This is a genomic window from Anabaena sp. CCY 9402-a (genome assembly GCF_963920945.1).
Classification (GTDB): domain Bacteria; phylum Cyanobacteriota; class Cyanobacteriia; order Cyanobacteriales; family Nostocaceae; genus Trichormus; species Trichormus minutissimus.
On sequence record NZ_CAWUDL010000002.1, the window covers coordinates 25,872 to 43,524 of the forward strand.

General features: G+C 41.0%; 18 protein-coding genes. 7 read left to right on the top strand and 11 right to left on the bottom strand.

The window, feature by feature from the left end:
- Positions 1–215: 215 nt before the first annotated feature.
- The 3 genes from ACM0OR_RS01195 to ACM0OR_RS01205 form a co-directional block, all read right to left on the bottom strand.
- The gene (locus ACM0OR_RS01195; RefSeq protein WP_414574680.1) at positions 216–461 is read right to left on the bottom strand and encodes a hypothetical protein; all 246 of its coding nucleotides are present in this window, start codon (positions 459–461) and stop codon (positions 216–218) included.
- Between the two features lie 2 nt (positions 462–463).
- Positions 464–1,291, bottom strand: a complete 828-nt coding sequence (locus tag ACM0OR_RS01200) for a hypothetical protein (RefSeq protein WP_323268853.1) — start codon at positions 1,289–1,291, stop codon at positions 464–466.
- 157 nt (positions 1,292–1,448) lie between these two features.
- Entirely contained in the window at positions 1,449–2,225 is a 777-nt protein-coding gene (locus ACM0OR_RS01205; protein WP_190702315.1) for an RNA polymerase sigma factor SigF, read from the bottom strand.
- Between the two features lie 753 nt (positions 2,226–2,978).
- On the opposite strand from ACM0OR_RS01205, the gene ACM0OR_RS01210 reads away from it, so the two are divergent.
- A complete protein-coding gene (locus ACM0OR_RS01210) occupies positions 2,979–3,329 on the top strand; it encodes a DUF6464 family protein (RefSeq protein WP_190702318.1) in 351 nt (116 codons plus the stop codon).
- Positions 3,330–3,393: 64 nt separating this feature from the next.
- Here ACM0OR_RS01210 and fmt read toward each other — a convergent pair whose 3' ends face one another.
- Positions 3,394–4,404 (bottom strand): methionyl-tRNA formyltransferase, encoded by a 1,011-nt coding sequence (gene fmt, locus ACM0OR_RS01215; protein WP_323268854.1) that lies wholly within the window; start codon positions 4,402–4,404, stop codon positions 3,394–3,396.
- A gap of 844 nt (positions 4,405–5,248) precedes the next feature.
- Between fmt and ACM0OR_RS01220 the strand changes: the two genes are divergently transcribed.
- A complete protein-coding gene (locus tag ACM0OR_RS01220) occupies positions 5,249–6,514 on the top strand; it encodes a hypothetical protein (protein ID WP_323268855.1) in 1,266 nt (421 codons plus the stop codon).
- Here ACM0OR_RS01220 and ACM0OR_RS01225 read toward each other — a convergent pair.
- The 6 genes from ACM0OR_RS01225 to ACM0OR_RS01250 form a co-directional block, all read right to left on the bottom strand.
- Entirely contained in the window at positions 6,511–6,651 is a 141-nt protein-coding gene (locus ACM0OR_RS01225) for a hypothetical protein (protein ID WP_414574681.1), read from the bottom strand. The two genes, ACM0OR_RS01220 and ACM0OR_RS01225, sit on opposite strands and share 4 nt — an antisense overlap.
- 204 nt (positions 6,652–6,855) lie before the next feature.
- Entirely contained in the window at positions 6,856–7,152 is a 297-nt protein-coding gene (gene minE / locus ACM0OR_RS01230) for a cell division topological specificity factor MinE (protein WP_323268856.1), read from the bottom strand.
- Between the two features lie 32 nt (positions 7,153–7,184).
- The gene (gene minD, locus ACM0OR_RS01235) at positions 7,185–7,991 is read right to left on the bottom strand and encodes a septum site-determining protein MinD (protein ID WP_190702347.1); all 807 of its coding nucleotides are present in this window, start codon (positions 7,989–7,991) and stop codon (positions 7,185–7,187) included.
- A 46-nt stretch (positions 7,992–8,037) separates the two neighbouring features.
- Complete coding sequence (gene minC / locus ACM0OR_RS01240) at positions 8,038–9,105, bottom strand: septum site-determining protein MinC (protein WP_414574682.1); 1,068 nt, start codon at positions 9,103–9,105, stop codon at positions 8,038–8,040.
- Positions 9,106–9,234: 129 nt separating this feature from the next.
- Positions 9,235–10,581 (bottom strand): four-carbon acid sugar kinase family protein, encoded by a 1,347-nt coding sequence (locus tag ACM0OR_RS01245; protein WP_414574683.1) that lies wholly within the window; start codon positions 10,579–10,581, stop codon positions 9,235–9,237.
- 64 nt (positions 10,582–10,645) lie between these two features.
- A complete protein-coding gene (locus tag ACM0OR_RS01250) occupies positions 10,646–11,299 on the bottom strand; it encodes a hypothetical protein (RefSeq protein ID WP_414574684.1) in 654 nt (217 codons plus the stop codon).
- A gap of 216 nt (positions 11,300–11,515) precedes the next feature.
- On the opposite strand from ACM0OR_RS01250, the gene ACM0OR_RS01255 reads away from it, so the two are divergent.
- From ACM0OR_RS01255 to ACM0OR_RS01270, 4 genes are all read left to right on the top strand, one after another.
- A complete protein-coding gene (locus tag ACM0OR_RS01255) occupies positions 11,516–12,157 on the top strand; it encodes a PAP/fibrillin family protein (protein WP_414574685.1) in 642 nt (213 codons plus the stop codon).
- 137 nt (positions 12,158–12,294) lie between these two features.
- Complete coding sequence (locus tag ACM0OR_RS01260) at positions 12,295–12,534, top strand: hypothetical protein (RefSeq protein WP_414574686.1); 240 nt, start codon at positions 12,295–12,297, stop codon at positions 12,532–12,534.
- Positions 12,535–12,821: 287 nt separating this feature from the next.
- The gene (locus tag ACM0OR_RS01265) at positions 12,822–13,769 is read left to right on the top strand and encodes an S-layer homology domain-containing protein (RefSeq protein ID WP_414574687.1); all 948 of its coding nucleotides are present in this window, start codon (positions 12,822–12,824) and stop codon (positions 13,767–13,769) included.
- Between the two features lie 251 nt (positions 13,770–14,020).
- Positions 14,021–14,893 carry a DUF2382 domain-containing protein gene (locus ACM0OR_RS01270; protein WP_414574688.1) on the top strand — a complete coding sequence of 291 codons (873 nt, stop codon included), beginning with the start codon at positions 14,021–14,023 and terminating at the stop codon, positions 14,891–14,893.
- Between the two features lie 286 nt (positions 14,894–15,179).
- Here ACM0OR_RS01270 and ACM0OR_RS01275 read toward each other — a convergent pair whose 3' ends face one another.
- Positions 15,180–16,067 carry a PD-(D/E)XK nuclease family protein gene (locus tag ACM0OR_RS01275; protein ID WP_414574689.1) on the bottom strand — a complete coding sequence of 296 codons (888 nt, stop codon included), beginning with the start codon at positions 16,065–16,067 and terminating at the stop codon, positions 15,180–15,182.
- 107 nt (positions 16,068–16,174) lie between these two features.
- Between ACM0OR_RS01275 and ACM0OR_RS01280 the strand changes: the two genes are divergently transcribed.
- On the top strand, positions 16,175–17,599 hold the full coding sequence (locus ACM0OR_RS01280; protein ID WP_414574690.1) for a phosphoglucomutase/phosphomannomutase family protein: 1,425 nt from the start codon (positions 16,175–16,177) through the stop codon (positions 17,597–17,599).
- Positions 17,600–17,653 lie beyond the last annotated feature (54 nt).

Sequence of the window (17,653 nt, forward strand, 5' to 3'; positions counted from 1 at the left end):
GAAATTTTTTGCATTATATTGCTAGCAAGTTTACCTCAGCAATCTGTAATTGCATCACTGTAATGTAATTTTTTGATTCAGATAGTGATACTTTCTTATAAATAATTTAAGTTGGGTTCAGGCAACTCCCACCCAACACAACATCAGGATAGAGTAGATTCCACTCATCCTGATCAATACCAAATATAGCTAGACTTCAAGATTTACTCAAAACGTCAAATACTATACTGTTTTTGGTAGTAAGCCAATATTTGCTGCACACGTTGCCGACTCTCAACATTAGAGTTTGCTGTCCAAGAAATATACAAGCCAGCAATTTGACTTTGATGGTAGTCAAACTGCTGAGAAGTCTGGGGGATTAAATCCACCTCTACCCCTGCAACTTGACACAGATGGGCTGCTAACTCTCGATATACTGCTAATGGTAAACCAGCAAACTCAATTTTTTCTTTAGTCTCCATCCTTATGAAACTCCAACACTATCAGTATTTGAGGTAGGTGTTGTCACAGAAACAGAATTTGTTGTCGCAGGTGTTGTACCTGTTGGTACTTCACCTACCGTTCTGGCAACCTCTATACCGTATTGTTCCAGAATTACAATCGGATTAGAACCTTCATTCATTTCAATTCGTTTCACCAAAACACCATTTGCCAGTCGTTGTCCCGCTTCCACATAACGACTTGTTAATTCATTGGGTATTTTGATAATTGCTTGGGGTGCTTTACCAATAATGACAACCCCTGTCACCATCACAGCTTTTGCTAAATCAGGCTGTGCTGGCGGCGGTAAAACTGAAACTAAGGTGGGATTAGGAACTACCTGCGGTAAAACTTTAGGTAAGACAGGAGTTAAGCTAGGTGGCTTTGCTACCCGCGCTAAATTGTTTTGAGTCGAAGTAGTTTTATTGGTGCTGGTATTTCCCTTCTGCGGTTTAGTCGCATTGGGTAAAGGGGGTAAAGAAGGAACTGGTTTAGCGGTGATAGTTTGTGACATTTCGGGGACTGGTTGCCCGACAATTTGGGCAAATGGGTCAATCCGCCCTTTGGAAACTAAAATTATCCGTTCTGTAGCATTGGTAGGTTGAATTAAGTTGGAGGCTGCCCCTGTCGGCTTTGTTGTTTGCTGACCAGACACTACAGGATTATTAAAAGATTGCGCTGCTGCTGGTGATTTGGCAACAGGTGTTGCACTGGGGATAGGATTAACAGCTTGTTGTGTATCTTCTGAAGCGCATCCAGCGATCGCTACAGTCAGAATAGCTGCAATTACGATTTTTGATGTTCTGCCCATTAGCCGTTCTCAACCGCTATAGGAAATGATTGATCGAAACCCACTCTGCTGATATTTCTAGCAAAGTGTTGTTCTCTTTATAACCTAATTTTTTACATTTTAGGAGTTATTTTTAGCACTAAAATCTCAGGATAAATACTGTTGACTTGATGAGAACTTAATCTTCTGCCGTACACATCAGATGTTTTAACAAATCCAATCCTTTCTTGACCCTGCGAGAAACAGTAACTACGCTAATCCCCAAGTGTTCTGCTACTTGTTTTTGTGTCAAATCTTGTAGAAAGACACACTCTAAGACTTCACGGGTGCGTTGTTCTAACTGAAATAATGCTTGTTGTAAGCGAATCTGATCTTCTTGTGCTAGTTGAAAACTGCGGTAGTGGTGATCTGGAACTAACTCTCCCAGACTAGTAGATCCTTCTTCACCATCTTGTACTGGAACATCTAAACTCAAAGGCGCACGGTTTACCCAAGCTAATTTGATTTCTTGCCATTCGTTGGGAGAAATTTCTAGTGCTGCTGCTAATTCCGAGTCAGTAGGTTGGCGATTGTATTTGACTCGCAAAGAACGAGAAACCCCTATTGCCCGTTGTTGCAGTGCTAAGTAGCGTCTAGGAATCCTGACTGTCACACCTTTATCTCGAAGATAGTGTTGGATTTCACCCCGAATATAGGGAATGGCAAAGGAACTAAAAGCATGACCTTTGGTCAGTTCAAATCTTTCAATCGCTCGAATTAAACCCAAGCAACCAACCTGAACTAAATCATCATAGTTTTCATGGCATTGATTTATCCAGTAGTGAGCTTCTTTTCTCACCAGACCAAAATTGAGTTTTACCAGTTGATTGCGAACAGTTTCTGAGCGAGATAGTTGATATTCTCGCAACAACTGCCAAATTTCGGACTTCAGTTCATTGGTAGTTAAAGTAGGCATAGCACCGCGTTTATTTAATTAATAAACAATCAATTTCTGACTTTTAAACAAGGCTTTTAGGGCGCGATATCAAAATAAATATCGTGCTATATAGTCCAGGAAAATTTGTAGTCGTTGACAGGCTTAAAATTTATATGATCAAAATACTCAAGGACTGACAATCGAGCCAAATTTCAATGAGCGAAAATAGTTTTGTCTTTTGTATTTATTCTTTGTGTTTGATGCAGCTTTATTGAGCTACATAAAGATAAAATATATAATTTTTGGTTAAATTAAAAACCGAAATTGTACTTAATTATTTGTGAAATAATTAAGTGTGACTATTCAATACATTTGGGTAAGTTACTGACCCTTAATTCTCAGTAAAGCTACTATAGTAGATTCATTGGTAACTGTCTAATTTATCAAAGAGTTTATAAAAAAAATCTTCTGCTTTTTCCCTTTCTCTGCCGGTATCTGTTCCAAAGCAAGTTTAATCCCCTTGATAATTGCTACTAACTCAGCAGCATCTAAAAGTTCCTGATAAGATTCTGCATTGTGAACAACTAACTCTGCTTTTCCAACTGAAAGTCTACAGTCAATATTTCACACTTGCCTTGACGGTATAACCCATTGAGTCGTTGGATTAGTTGCGATCGCTAGACCCAACCTGAGAAGAAATGTAGGCCGCCGCTAACTATAATCTGAATCAAGTAACTCCGGGTAGGCTGCTGCGATACTATTTTTATCATGTAAATCACATCACATAAACTTATGGAGCCAGACTCTTTACCAACTGAGGTCATTCTGACCCATCCACGTTGTTCTCTCGGTAAAGTCCAACTAGACTGGACACCTCAACCCGGAAACTATCTCGACTTGGAAGGTAAAACCTACGCAGTTTTAGAACGCCGCCATAGATATCAATTAAAATCAGGACGTTATCGCTTGCATAATATTGCCCTCTATGTACAGTCTGCTCAAAGACCAACAGAAAAAACTCTCATAGCAGGGCGTTGGGTAGTTGGGGATGCTACCTGTAGATATAATGCCAATTCAGAAATTATTCGCTGTGCCGTAAATCCTGATGGACCTTGCGAATCTTGCCGTTTTTATGAACAGTGAGTTGTGAGTGCCGATCGCAATCTAGGCGATGATCACCTGTAAATCTCCTTTAACTCCACACATCCTAACTGCCATTACCTAATACTTCTCCTACAGTTAAGCGCGTACCATTAACGAAATCCCATCCTGATTGGGGACGTTTGCCAGCTAGTTGCACTTCTCGTAACAGTAGCAGACCTTCACCAGTTTGAGCGACTGCGCCAATTCCTTTGGCGATGCTTACTATCTCCCCTGGACTACCTGATCCCGATATATTCGCTAAATCAGGTAATTTTTGAAATACTTTTTGCATTTCTGGTGGTAGTTCGTCTCTGTAAGCAACGTCAAGGGAAAGGGTAGCTGTAATTTTCAGAGTTTGGTCACGAAAGGTAGCTGTGCAATTGGGGTAAAATCCTCTGATTTGGTTATGCAGTTGCATCGCGCTCTTTGACCAATCTAAGGCATAATCTTGTTTTTGAATTAAAGAGGCATAAGTTGCTGTGCTATCATTTTGTGGGATTGGTTGAATTTCCTGGCTTTTTAGTTTGAATAAGGTTTCTATTAATAAATCACCACCAATTTCAGATAGCCTGCGGGCTACATCGTCAGCATTATCTAACAAGCCAATGGGTGTAGTTGCTTTGAGTAGCATTGCGCCAGTATCCATACCTGCATCCATTAACATGGTTGTGATGCCGGTTTCTGGATCACCATTGTATAAACACCATTGAATAGGTGCAGCACCCCGATATTGGGGCAGAATCGAGCCATGCACATTCACACACCCGAATTTTGGCATATCCAAAATTTTCTGCGACAAAATTTGTCCATAGGCAACTACAACAAACACATCTGCATCTAGTTGCTGGAGTTTTGTTAAAGTTTCAGCACTTTTTTTGACTCGTTGCGGTTGCCATACCGGGATGTTATGGTTGCTAGCAAAGACTTTTACGGGTGAAGGTGTCAGTTTATTGCCTCGTTCTCGGCGTTTATCTGGTTGGGTAACAACTGCCAAAACTTGCAATTGTGGGTGATGCAATAATTTTGCGAGAGTGGGAACAGCAAATTGGGGTGTCCCAAAAAATACAATTTTCATGAATTAGGCGATAGTCACTAGTCAATAGTAAAGTGTTCAGCCTAAAGTGTGTACAATCATGAATAACTGTATTACCCATGACAAAATCCAAATTTTCTTGATACACTTATAATTGAGTTTCCTAGCCGAAAAGTGGATGTTAACTGCATCTGTAGCTAATAGAGTTCACAATTTGGCTACGTCTACCAAATAGCTCTTAGGAAATATTAGACCTGTTTAGCCTCAAAAAAGTGTAGTTGCTTTGCTCTAAAGCTCAGTATTATCGCGATTGTGAGAGACGCAATCAGAATTTCTGCCCTAGGGTAGATGTTAATTGTGTTTTTCGAGTATTATATGTTGTGCGTCAGCTTTATCTAATTTTGAAGTAACGCTTCACTCAAACCGCTATCGGGGTCTGTACTGTTGTAGCAAGTGTTAAACAGAATAGCCTTCTCTGGCTAACTCTGTTGTTACCCTAACCCCAACAGTTTAGTTTATAGATGATCTACCTTTGGGCTATTGATGTCTTTAGTCCGACATATATTTTTATTCATCTTTGGGCAAAAATAGCTTTTGTCTGTTTTTGGTCTTAAGTGCCGACAAAAAAATTTGATTTTAAGCAGTAGCTTAGTAGTTAACCTGCTGGTATTTTTTGTTGGCAAGGTTTCAGGAAAATCCCTTAGTTTGAATAACAAAAAGTAAATTATGAAGCTTGATATAAGTAAACATCTCCAAATTTATAGAAATTGTGTCTTGATATTCGCTAAACCCTGAAGTTTGTTGTTATACCTGTAATCAAGACCTGCTTTTTTGTCAGATAGATATTGCTCCTTACACAGCAACCGCCCCTCTGGAGAGTCCACCCATGCTTAAACCCCTCTTGCTGTCAGGATGGTTCCGAGTGCAACCATTTTTCAATTATTTTGTTGTTGTTATACTAATTGCTCCGTTGGTTGCTGCTTCAGGTCACTCTAGTTCAGCAAGACCATCGAAAGTAGTAGCAAAAATTACGGCTGAAACTGGAGAGTCTGACACCGTATCCCAGGACAAAGCTGCTATTAGTGAATCAGAGTTAGCTGAAGTATTAACAGTAGCCCCCATAGACTCCAACACCAGAGAACAGGAGATTACACCACTAGCAATTGCGCCGCCAATATTACCAGCAGAAAATATTTCTGAATCTTTATTAGCTAAACAATATTCTGATTTTAGTAGTGAGAGTGCTGGTGTTGATTCATTGGCATCTGTAGAACTTGCACCATCAGTCACTACCAAACGAACCAAAAAAATTGCTACTCTCTTGAGGGAGACGTCTGATAATAACTTATTGGCAGCAGTTCAACCTCTACCTACTCTGCCAGTACCTTCACCGGATGCTGCGGAAGACACACCTGTGACTCAGCCACAACCTGAAGACACTTCAGAACTGCCAACTGATCCCATAGGTAGTCCTCATCCGATTCCCTGGAAATGGATTGTCAGCACTCAGGAAGCTATTGGTTCTAAAGGTATGACTGGCGTGCGCCATTACCGCAGTGTCCCTGTAGTATCTCCTGATGGTAAGTTTGCGGTTTATAGCAGAGTACAGATCGAAGTTAAACCCGAAATGTACAACACGAAAGTTACTAGTGTTTTGTTTGTAGAAGAGAGAGAAACCAAGAGATTACGGGTGATGGCTTCTACAACCACCTTACACGACCCACTAGTAAATACCCAGCAGGCAGAATCAGCAGATCAAGTTAGTACAGATGGAAAAATAGGGGTATTAGTGCCTGTTAGTTGGTCAGAAAAAAGCGATCGCTTCTTAGCACGTAGGTTTGAAGGGGTTTTCAATACAGGCGATTCTACAGATCAGGCAGTAATTTGGGATCGGCAGAAAAACCAAACCAACACAGTTGCTCCAGCGCAAAATGAAGATGAGCATGAAAAAATTGCTGTGTTGTTAGGCTGGAGTAAAAACGAACCCGATCATGTCCTGTTCCGTGCTGGGGAAATGGGGGAAGAAAACTGGCCTTTGGTGAAAGTAGCTGTTGACGGTAAAACTGGATCTACTACAGATGCCGATCAGCCTGTAACTTTTGGTGACAAGCTGACAGAAATTTGGGCAGGGCCACAAGTTGCATCTCGTTAGGAGATAGTGCTGAGTAATGAGTTCTGAGTAATGAGTGCTGAGTAATGAGTGCTGAGTAATGAGTTCTGAGTAATGAGTTCTGAGTAATGAGTGCTGAGTAATGAGTGCTGAGTGCTGAGTTCTGATTCAAAAAGCATTTTTATCAGGTAGATATAAATGTAATAAATTACATAATAATGGGATGGGAATCTATCTTTTCTAGCCTCTATTTCTAGGCTGGAAACTTATGTAATAAATCGTACTAAGGATGCCATGAAACTCTGTCTGAACTCAGCAGGGTGTTCAAAGATCGGCTAACTCTAACATCACTCACTACTCACTACTCACTACTCATTACTCATCTAAGGCGTTTCACTCCTTTCCAATTCGGGTATAGCTTCTTTAACTCGCCGGATGGGTAAATTAGCAATTAAAGCTGTGGTGCGTTGATTGCTTTCGAGGGCAAATTCTAGGGCATCTGTATCTACTTCTACATAACGACAGACTATTTCTAAAATTTCTTGCCGCATTTTTTCTAGAGTTTGAGGATCTAAATCAGCGCGATCGTGGGCGATTACCAATTGCAGACGGCGTTTGACTTGAGAGCGACTGGTATCAGGAGTGCGGGAAAACAGCTTATCTATTAATTCGAGGATCATTGCTTGTAGGTGTGCGGAGACTGGAGAATTAGTTAAACGATTTTAGTACGTAACAACTTTCGTAGACGACTGAATATGTTCTCTGGAGGTGCGTCAAGGTCGAGAAATTCGACTGTTTCTCCTTCCAATCTCCGAGCAATGTTCTCAAAGGCTACAGCAGCTAGGGAGGGGGTATCCCCTAATACTAAAGGTTCGCCGCGATTGGTGGAGACAATCACACGCTCATCATCAGGGATCACTCCAATTAAGGGTATCGCTAGCAGTTCTTGGACATCCTGCACGGACATCATATCATTTGCCCTGACCATTGCTGGTCTGATGCGGTTGATGATCAGGTGAACGCGTTTAATACCTTGAGCTTCTAATAACCCAACTACGCGGTCAGCATCGCGCACAGCAGAAATTTCTGGTGTGGTGACAATGAGGGCTTCTTTGGCTGGAGCGATCGCATTTTTAAAACCATTTTCAATCCCAGCCGGACTATCAATGACCACATATTGATACTTTTGCGCCAGTGCATTCACCAATAACTTCATCTGTTCTGGTGTGACAGCATCTTTGGTACGGTTTTGGGCTGCTGGTAAAAGTACCAGGTTTGGTTGACGCTTATCTTTGACTAATGCTTGTTCTAAACGGCAATCTCTAGACAGAACTTCTACTGCTGTGTAGACAATGCGGTTTTCTAGACCTAACAGCAAATCCAAATTTCGTAGACCAAAATCTGCATCTACTAGGGCAACTTGACGACCCATTTTGGCTATAGCCATGCCCAGATTTGCCGAAACTGTAGTTTTACCCACACCTCCTTTACCGGAGGTAATGACAATGATACGAGTCATGATACAAGTGTGCTGGATGAGGGTTAAAGAATTATATTAAATGTATTTATGGTGCTTGATTGATCCTATTTAAAAGGTTTCTGGAAAAATCATTAGCTCTGACGATGCGAATTCCTCTAGAGGTGATGTGTGCCACTTCTGGAAAAAATTGCGTCGGTAATTTTTCCGGCGACCTAGCTACAGCATCAGCAATTCGCAGCTGGGTTGGTTCCATATGCAGTGCCATAATTAGACACTCACTATTGCCAGATGCCCCAGCATGGGCAATACCCCGGAGACGACCCCAGACGATGATATCTCCATCTGCCAATACCATACCACCAGGATTGATATCTCCCAATAAAATTACTGTACCGGGGTGACGAATTTCCATCCCAGAACGGATTGTCATTTCCAGATATAGGGCATCAGCTTGGGGTGTAGCAGTTGCTTTCGGTTCTGAAGAGAGGATAGTTTCTGGCTGTAATTGTTCTACAGAATAACCCGATGTGACTGCTGCGATCGCTGTTTGTCGCCGACTAGTTGCTACAGACTTGAGTTGCAGTTGCACCTCACCAAAGGTTTCAGCGAGTTGTTGTAGTTGTCTCGTATCCAACAGGCGATCATGTGCAATTAGATGCACGTCTGTATTTGGTGTACGCAGGCGATCGCCTGCCATCAAGCGAAATTTTAATTGCTGCCAAATATCAGACCAAGCAAACTCTGTGGCAGGTACTTGTAATTCTGTCGGTAAAATTACTAACAGTCTCCCCTCTTCCGTCTTGAAGTGGACTTGAATATCATTTTTGACTTGATTCTCGACGAAATCAGTACCATCAAGATTCAATAAATCTAAATTAGACTCGACATTTTCTGTTTTGGCAGCACTTGATTCTACATCACTAGGAGTAGAATTTGGCTGTTCATCTAGGCTTGCAGCCTGATGTTCGCCATCACCAGAATTGGACTTGAGATAGAGAAGCACAGAATCTAGCTCGGCATCAGGAATAATGGAATTAGATTCTTCCTGCAAATTGGCAGCATTTACATTATGAGCGGTACTCTTGGCAGTAAATTCTGCATCAGATAGTGCAGAATTTTGCTCTAAATTGGGGATAGGAGAATCAGAACTCATGCAGCTTCAGCCAAAATTAAACAAATACACCCGGTAATTCGTAATACCCTACTGCTAGGCTTACACCTCCGTAGGAAATGGTATAACTACCAATATTAGACTAGTTGCAAAATACAGCAACGTTTTTACTTAAGTATTTTTAGTTAATCTTTTGTAAACTGTCCCCAAAGCGTCAGCATTTCCTACATTACCGGGAAATAGAACTACTGGTAAGTTGGGAAACTGGGGATGATCGGCTGGGGTAATTACCATTGAACACCCTGCTAAAATTTGACCTAGTAATCGGGCTGATCTTAATTCCAAGCCTGTACTCAAGACATCATTGGAAGTAATCCCACCTTTGCTAATCAGAAAGCCAATATCAGAGGGTAAGCCTTGGACAATATCCATTAATAATTGGGAAACTTTAATCCCAAATTGTAATCGGGTGGTGACATTAGCAAATGTGAGTTCCTGACGACTGGTATAAACTACTGGGGTTTTACCTGAATTGTGTAATTGATGTATTGTATCGAGAATCTCACTGAGGAGTGTAGCAGCTGCGTCTGTTTGTTCATCTAGTAACCGTGATACATTTACCTCAATTCCCACAGTTCCCGCTACTTTTAACAACGATTCTAGTTGCTGCGTAGTCTTTTTGACATGAGAACCTACAATCACTGCACCGGGTTTACCTTCACGCACGTACTCAGCCATGTTTTCGGCGGCGATGGGTTGGGGAGGTAAATCCGCTAAAGCTGTTAAGATACTGGCTGCACTACGGAATAGAAAGCGTTTACCTTGACTGGCGGCGGCTAATATATCTACAGCAAAGCGATTGAGATTCGCTTGAGTTTCACCATCGACGACACAGCACTGATTACCTGTGAGTTTAAGTAAGCGTTCTAAGCTCCCAGCACGAATATCAGCCAGTACAAACCTTTCTACTGCTGATTCTGGAATGCGTCCTTTGGTTTTTTCTGCGACATACTTCGGTAAGTAGCTGTGATGGTAGCCGAAAACTGAATCACGGGCAAACTCAGTTTCGTGAACGGGGGTAGGTACACCATCGATAATGAGGTAATGCAGACTGTCACGGGTAATGCGTCCCCCTTCTGTCAGAGGTGTTTCACCAACAAAGAAAGCTGGTACAAGAAAATGTGCGTCGAATGAACCTAGTTCTTGGGCGATCGCATCTGTTTCAATGGGATAATGTCCCCGCAAGGTGGAATCAGAACGACTCACCACCAGAAAATCAGTCACACCCTCAGCCGCTAAAGCCACCTTTAAGTTTTGACATACTTCCTTTGTTACCGATGTAGCTGACTCTGGAGGTAAGGATCGAGTATTTGTCAGGACAAAGAAAATCGGCGAATCATCCCGTAACCCCAGACGTAAAGTTTCCACATCCCAACGCATTAGCAGCAAACAGCTATGGACTGTTTGAGAACCGGTAGGATCATCATCTAAGACGATTATTTTGGGTTTGTTACTCATGGAATTCAAAATTAGTCATTAGTTTTTCTTCCCCTGCTCCCTGTCACCTATCACCTGTCACCTGTCACCTGTCACCTGTTCTTTGTGCTTGCACATCCAAGGCAATCTGCAATGCTTGATTGAAAATTAGGGTGTATTCGCTAGCCTCAGTGTTGGCTTGTAAAGCTTGGATATTGGTGAAATTATTGACAGATAAGTCTTGATTATCTGCAAGCAGTGTTTTATTATCCCGCAAAAGGCGATCGCTTGTTAAAGCCCGGACTAAATCTTCGCGCAGCAGTTGTAGAGCAGTGATAACCTTATCTCTATCATTGAGGCTATCATCTAATTCTCCTGAGACTGCCAACTGATCATTGACATCCACCGCCACAATCAAAGAGTGATATTGATCAACTGCATCTAAAAGTTTTCTCAGGGTTTTAGGAGTTTTGAACCACCGCCAGAGCGATCGCCCCAATAACACCGCGATCGGTACTACAATCAGCAGAATGATTCCCCAAGTAATCGCAGAACCAGTTAAAAGAATAATTAAGCCATAAATCCAGGCAATAATAATTAAGGCTAACTCCAGGGATTTTAGTATCTCCCTTTTCCAAAATTTTAATCGCTGTTCGCGATCTGCGATTATGACAGGTCGTAGAACTGTATCGGGAGATACCCCACTCAACCGTCTCAGTTCACCCTTGCTAATTTCCAACCCTATCAAATCCGGCTGCACAACTGGAAACTCCCTAGGACAGTGCAATTTGATTTATTTTAGTTTGGTTTCGGATCAATTATGTTCTAAACTGGCTATCTCTAGATATTAGCAAGTCATTGAGACGATTACATTCCTTCTCATAATAAGTCACTTTCCTCAAAAATTTAATCCCATCCTGTAACGAGATAGGGCTTAATAAAAGCTATAAGCACCATGAAGGAAGATAATTAAACCTTGAATAACCAAATTTTATTAAAGGAACAATTACAAACCAAGCTGAAGGATATCCAAAGCAAAAATGACGGATATCCTATTACCAATTTGCAGCTAAACAAAACCTTAGTTGCAGAAATTGCACAATTGACGGCGGAATTAGAAAACTGCAACCCTCATCCTCATCCTCTTGTCTCTGCTACTGCTTTGCTAGAGGGAGCTTGGCTATTAAAATACTCGACTGCTAGAGAAATACGTGCTTTAGCTTCCTTACCATTAGGATTACAGGTAGGTAAAGTTTACCAAGCAATTGATATTACCAATAAACAATTTTTTAACTTAGCTTTTGTCAAACATTCACTGGGGCTACTATCAGGATATGTAAAAGTGACAGCTAGTTTTGAACCTGCTATTGAAGATGTATCACCAGTACCGAATAAACGTATCAATGTCTATTTTGACAAACGTTATTTAGCGATTGAGAAAATTTTGGGGATTGATACACCACTACTCAATCCATTTAAGGTTGTTCCAGCTAATAATCCTCAAGGTAGAATTGCCACCCTTGACATTACTTATTTAGATGAAACCTTAAGAATTGGACGTGGCGGCGATGGTAGTTTGTTTATTCTGACTAAATCTGCTGATATACCTGAGTTGTAAAAAGGCGATCGCTTTGTACCATCACCAAAAGCGATCGCCTCAGCAATCCTTGTACTTTTTTCTACGCTTTTGGGTGGATGAATAACTCCGTAAAGATGAGTAGAAATTAATGAAAAGCCTAACAGGAGGGTAAATTAATGACTCAAGGTAACGGACATTCTCAAGAACCTATTAGCAACTTAGAATATGACTTTCTTACCGTATTACATAACAAGGCCGAAGCAGTGAGAGCGTATGAAACTTATATCAAAGATGCAAAAGCTGTTAACTCCCAACCTTGCGTAGATTTATTTCAAAAGTTGCGTCAATCAGAAATTGAGCAAGCACAAGAAATCCGTCGTCATCTGCAAGAAGTAATGCAGCACGGTAAGATGTAATCGCAATTCACAATTCAAAATTTTGGCGTAGCGTGTTGTAGACAGACGCTACGCTTAACTTCTGGTTAAGCAAGCTCAAAGCCAGCATTCCATAGAGAACAAAGATAAAGAAAGTAAGATTTATCCTTTACAAGAATGGGTTATTTACACCTAAAGAAATAAGGTAGTCTCACACTTTGGTAGTAATTTGTCTTGTGAAAAGCATGAGTCTATAAAAAAGCCTCTATTTATTAATAATAATGGAATTATTAGAACAATAAATTTTAAAAAATTAGGAGGTATACATAATGACTCGCTTAATGGAGTTAGCATCAGCAGGTATATCTTTACTAGCTCTAAATTTGACAGTGCTTGCAGTTGGTGCATTAGAAACTTATGCCCAACCTTCCCCTGTAACTACCTTTAGTGACGTTCAATCTAGTTACTGGGCGCAGCCATTTATTCGGGGTTTGGCTGCAAGAAATATTGTGGTTGGGTATCCTGATGGTACATTTCGACCAGAACAACCAGTGCAACGGGATGAGTTTGCCGCTATCATTCGTAAAGCTTTTGATCAGCCACCAATTCGTCAGATCGAAAGTGGTGCTGTATATAAAGATATTCCTGCTAACTATTGGGCTGTTCGTCCCATTGAAGAAGCCTATCAACAAGGATTTATGTCGGGCTTACCTGGCGGTTATTTTCGTCCCAATCAACCCGTTTCTAAGGTTGAGGCTATAGTTGCCTTGGATAAAGGTTTAAATTTAACTGCTGGTACATCAGCAGCTACTGAACCTACTGTTACACCACAAAGGATAGTTCCTCCACAAAGCACACGCAGAGTCACAAAAAGACCTATTTTCTTACCATTAGCAATTACTAGTTTGATGCAGCCTTTATTAGTACCACAAGCCCAGGCTGCTCCAGCTAATGTTGCGACTCCTTCAACAACTGAGGAACAGGCGGCGAATCTTAAAGATCCTGCATCATTGATTCTTAATAAAACTTACACCGATGCTAATGAGATTCCACAATATGCTACTGGAAGCGTAGTAGCAGCCACCAAGGAAAATATAGTGGTCAACTATCCAAATTCCAATGTTCTTAATCCCACTAAACCTGCAACTAGAGGGGAAATTGCCGGTTTAGTTTATCAAACTTTGGCCGCTCAAAATAAAATAGAACCACTTGCAGATAATTTACCTGTAAATCAGTATATTGTCCGCGCTCCTATTAACAACCAAAACGTTCAATAAATGCGAAATTCATTAGTTCAGTACATAGTTTTTGGTTAAGAGTATATTTAGAGCTAGCTGACTGTTAATGTCAGCAGCTCACTTGCTTTCTGTGAAATAGACAACTTAGATAGTAACTTAAAAAATAGTTTAGAGTCTAAGTAACATTCAAAGTTGACTTGAAACGATTCGTTATTAAATCTCTCTTCAGGAATACGGCATAAAAAAATAAATTTTTAGCATTGTAAGTATAGCATTTGGAGGAATAAAAAATGGCTTTATACAAACTTGAAGAGTTTGCTGCCAACTATCGAGATGCTGATCTTGATAACTATGACATCAAAAATTTTGATGTTTATTCGGACATCAATAATGATAAAGTTGGCACTGTCAAATACATTTTACTAGATGATTCAGGTCGTTTCCGCTATTTAGTAGTTGATACAGGTTTTTGGTTCTTTGGTAGACAAGTATTGTTACCAATTGGGCGTTCCAGAATTGACTACAATAATCGGTGTGTATATGCTAAGGGACTGACGAAGGAGCAAGTAGAAAATTTACCAGATTTTAATGATTTGGAGCAGATTGATTACAACTATGAGGAACGGGTGCGTGGAGTTTATCGTACTCCATTAGCACAAACACCTTTAGAAACATCAACACCTGTAAATGCTCCTCCAGTATCTAGCGATCGCCAATCGTCAGTTGCTCATGATCGTAATACATATAGGTATGAACATGAGCCAAATCTTTACGATATGAATGAGCAGGATCACCAAAACCTGAAACTATACGAAGAACGTTTAGTGGCCAATAAATCTCGTGTGAAAACAGGAGAAGTATCTGTTGGTAAGCACGTAGCAAGTGAAACAGCAAGAGTTTCTGTACCAGTTGAAAAAGAACGCGTAGTGATTGAACGCACTACTCCAGAAGGGGGTGCTAGAACTGTATCTTCTGCTGAACCTGACTTCCGTGAAGGCGAAGTTACTCGCATGGGTATTTATGAAGAAAACCCTGATATTCACAAGGAAGCAGTTTTGCGAGAGGAAGTGAAAGTTAAGAAAGTAGTTGAACAGGACAACGTTGAAGCTCAAGATACTCTTCGTCGTGAGGAATTAGACATTGATAAATCTAATGAGCGATAACGTAAATTTCAGATAACTGTCATCAGAGCAACAGGAATACTTGATACAAGAATCAGGTTTGATTTCTCGAAAAATCTCAGTATATGTAGGGTGTGTTAGGAGGCGTAAGCCGTAACGCACTGAAAGCTTTGGGGGGTGCGTTACGCTGTTGCTAACACACCCCACGAGGTATCTATTCAAAAATCAAATATGAGTCTTATATATCAAGTATTCCCCCAGTAAAATATCCCCGGACTTTGATAGGCTAAATGTAGGGACATTTTACATTTACAATACTACTTCTTGATCAAGTTTTCAATTTAGGATATTGTACGGTTTTGGTTTTTCCGTATGCTATTTTTAATTCCCCTGTAATGTGTGATGGTTGACTTGCAAAATCACAAATAGATTGAAAGGGACAAAAGCGGCAGTGATTCCCTGGATTTGGGGGAAATATTTCGCTGAAACTCTGAACAGATTCCTGGTATTTTTGGATGTCTAATTGATGTTTTTGAGCAATTTTCACTAACTCAATTTTTAAAGATTCTAATTCATTATTTTTAAGTTGAATTAGTTCTGACGCTTGACGAAGTTCTAGATTATAAAATGAGGCGACAGCTTCCCTACCAGGATAAAGATAACTAGCAGCTAATAAATAAACTAATGCTTGTCTTTTATCAAAATGAGATTTGCCAGTTTTAAAATCTACAATATGTAAAGTTTGAGCATCTGATTCAATAAAAACGCAGTCCATTGCTGCATATAAACGGAAGCGATAATTTTCCTGTTCAATGAAAATTGGTTTGGGAAAACCTTCGTCACCGCGAGTTAGTTGGAGAATCCGTTTCCCTAAAAGTAACGGTGCTTCATAATATTTTTTCAGAATTTGTAGCACTCGCTGTTGCACTTGTACAGCCGAGTTATTTAATTTTAATAATTGTGCAACTTGCTCTACTCCATCCGATCGCGTCAACAGATGTCGATTATGATGAAACTCATAAACACCTTTTTGTGCCAGCAACCCAATTCGCTGAGGTGGAGTAGCATTTGCCAATAGTGCTTTAACCTGTGGTTCATTTTGACGCGCTTTGATAAACCCCCGTCTCATCTGGCAGTGCCAACGTTCTTGCCCTATAGCTGGGGCAACTAAAGACCAGAGGTGATAACTAACAAAAAGTCGTTCGGGGGTTGACATTGCTCAATAGCAGTGAGAAATAATACGGTGGAAGACGCTTGCAGCTACGCACGCTTTGCGGGAAGCTTCCTAATAGAGTTCACAAGATATGGGAGAAAGTGGCAAACATGAGTGGTAGCAATTCTAGCAAGATAAAATTTGGCACTGATGGATGGCGAGGTATTATCGCCGATGATTTCACTTTTCCCAATGTACGGAAGGTAACAAGAGCGATCGCTAGTTATTTGGAAACAGCCTATACAAAAGATAGACCAGTTCTGATTGCTTACGATACGCGCTTTTTAGCTGACGAGTTTGCCCAGGCATCTGCCCAAGTCTTAGCTGACTTAGGATGGAATGTCAAAATCACTGATCGGGATTGCCCCACACCAGTAATTGCCTATAATGCCCGTCACCTGAATTCGGCTGGGGCATTGATGTTTACGGCTAGTCATAATCCAGCACCTTACTGTGGGATTAAATATATCCCTGACTATGCTGGCCCTGCCACTCCAGAAATTACTGATACTATTGTGGCAAATATAGAAAGTTCATCGGATGAGTTACCCGGTGACAACCCATCAGGTTCTATTTCTATTTTCGATCCCAAGCCAGACTATCTCCAATTTATCTATACATTGCTGGATGTGGAACGAATTAAGAGCGCACAGCTAAAAGTCAAGTATGATGCGTTATATTCTACATCCCGTGGCTATTTAGATGAAATCTTGCAACAAAGTGGCACACAATTAGAAAGTTTCCACGATTGGCGTGATGTGCTGTTTGGCGGTGGAATGCCAGAACCCAAGGGAGAACAGCTAGTTGAATTAGTAGAAGCCGTTCGTCGAGATCATGCAGATTTGGGTTTGGCGACAGATGGAGATAGCGATCGCTTTGGTATTGTGGATGAACAAGGCGAAGTCCTCACCCCTAACACGGTGCTGTTAGTGTTAGCAAGACATTTAATCAAAAACAAAGGTAAAACTGGTGCGATCGTCCGTACAGTGGCGACAACTCACCTATTAGATAACTTTGCGGCTAAACACGGCTTACCACTTTATGAGACAGCTGTAGGATTTAAATACATTGGGGAAAAAATGCGGGAAACTGCCGTCCTGATTGGTGGTGAAGAATCAGGCGGTTTGAGTATTATTGGGCATATTCCCGAAAAAGATGGCGTTTTAGCTGATATGCTGATTGCTGAGGCGATCGCCTACGAAGGTAAACCTTTGAGTCAATTAGTCAAAGAAGCGATCGCAGAAGCTGATGGGCCACTTTACAACAACCGCCTGGACTTACACTTAACAGAAGCCCACAAAGTCGCCGTCATTGACTCCTTTACTAAAAATCCTCCTTCCGAGGTAGCTGGGATTAAAGTCAAAGAAGTCGGACGCAAGGATGGGATTAAGCTGTATCTCGAAGAAGGTAGCTGGATATTGCTGCGTCCCTCTGGTACTGAACCACTGGTACGCGTTTATTTGGAAACCAACTCGCCTGAAAAACTTAGCCAACTCGCCCAAGAAATGGAAAGTGCGATCGCTAAGTTAGCATAGAACTTTAGACCGCAGATGCACACTGAGATATTTAGTGTACATCTGCATCTATCT

What these genes read in the sequence shown, in the direction of transcription:
- ACM0OR_RS01195 (WP_414574680.1), bottom strand. Translation starts at nt 461, where the DNA reads ATGGAGACTAAAGAAAAAATTGAGTTTGCTGGTTTACCATTAGCAGTA.
- ACM0OR_RS01200 (WP_323268853.1), bottom strand. Translation starts at nt 1,291, where the DNA reads ATGGGCAGAACATCAAAAATCGTAATTGCAGCTATTCTGACTGTAGCG.
- ACM0OR_RS01205 (WP_190702315.1), bottom strand. Translation starts at nt 2,225, where the DNA reads ATGCCTACTTTAACTACCAATGAACTGAAGTCCGAAATTTGGCAGTTG.
- ACM0OR_RS01210 (WP_190702318.1), top strand. Translation starts at nt 2,979, where the DNA reads ATGGAGCCAGACTCTTTACCAACTGAGGTCATTCTGACCCATCCACGT.
- fmt (WP_323268854.1), bottom strand. Translation starts at nt 4,404, where the DNA reads ATGAAAATTGTATTTTTTGGGACACCCCAATTTGCTGTTCCCACTCTC.
- ACM0OR_RS01220 (WP_323268855.1), top strand. Translation starts at nt 5,249, where the DNA reads ATGCTTAAACCCCTCTTGCTGTCAGGATGGTTCCGAGTGCAACCATTT.
- ACM0OR_RS01225 (WP_414574681.1), bottom strand. Translation starts at nt 6,651, where the DNA reads ATGCTTTTTGAATCAGAACTCAGCACTCAGCACTCATTACTCAGCACT.
- minE (WP_323268856.1), bottom strand. Translation starts at nt 7,152, where the DNA reads ATGATCCTCGAATTAATAGATAAGCTGTTTTCCCGCACTCCTGATACC.
- minD (WP_190702347.1), bottom strand. Translation starts at nt 7,991, where the DNA reads ATGACTCGTATCATTGTCATTACCTCCGGTAAAGGAGGTGTGGGTAAA.
- minC (WP_414574682.1), bottom strand. Translation starts at nt 9,105, where the DNA reads ATGAGTTCTGATTCTCCTATCCCCAATTTAGAGCAAAATTCTGCACTA.
- ACM0OR_RS01245 (WP_414574683.1), bottom strand. Translation starts at nt 10,581, where the DNA reads ATGAGTAACAAACCCAAAATAATCGTCTTAGATGATGATCCTACCGGT.
- ACM0OR_RS01260 (WP_414574686.1), top strand. Translation starts at nt 12,295, where the DNA reads ATGACTCAAGGTAACGGACATTCTCAAGAACCTATTAGCAACTTAGAA.
- ACM0OR_RS01265 (WP_414574687.1), top strand. Translation starts at nt 12,822, where the DNA reads ATGACTCGCTTAATGGAGTTAGCATCAGCAGGTATATCTTTACTAGCT.
- ACM0OR_RS01270 (WP_414574688.1), top strand. Translation starts at nt 14,021, where the DNA reads ATGGCTTTATACAAACTTGAAGAGTTTGCTGCCAACTATCGAGATGCT.
- ACM0OR_RS01275 (WP_414574689.1), bottom strand. Translation starts at nt 16,067, where the DNA reads ATGTCAACCCCCGAACGACTTTTTGTTAGTTATCACCTCTGGTCTTTA.
- ACM0OR_RS01280 (WP_414574690.1), top strand. Translation starts at nt 16,175, where the DNA reads ATGAGTGGTAGCAATTCTAGCAAGATAAAATTTGGCACTGATGGATGG.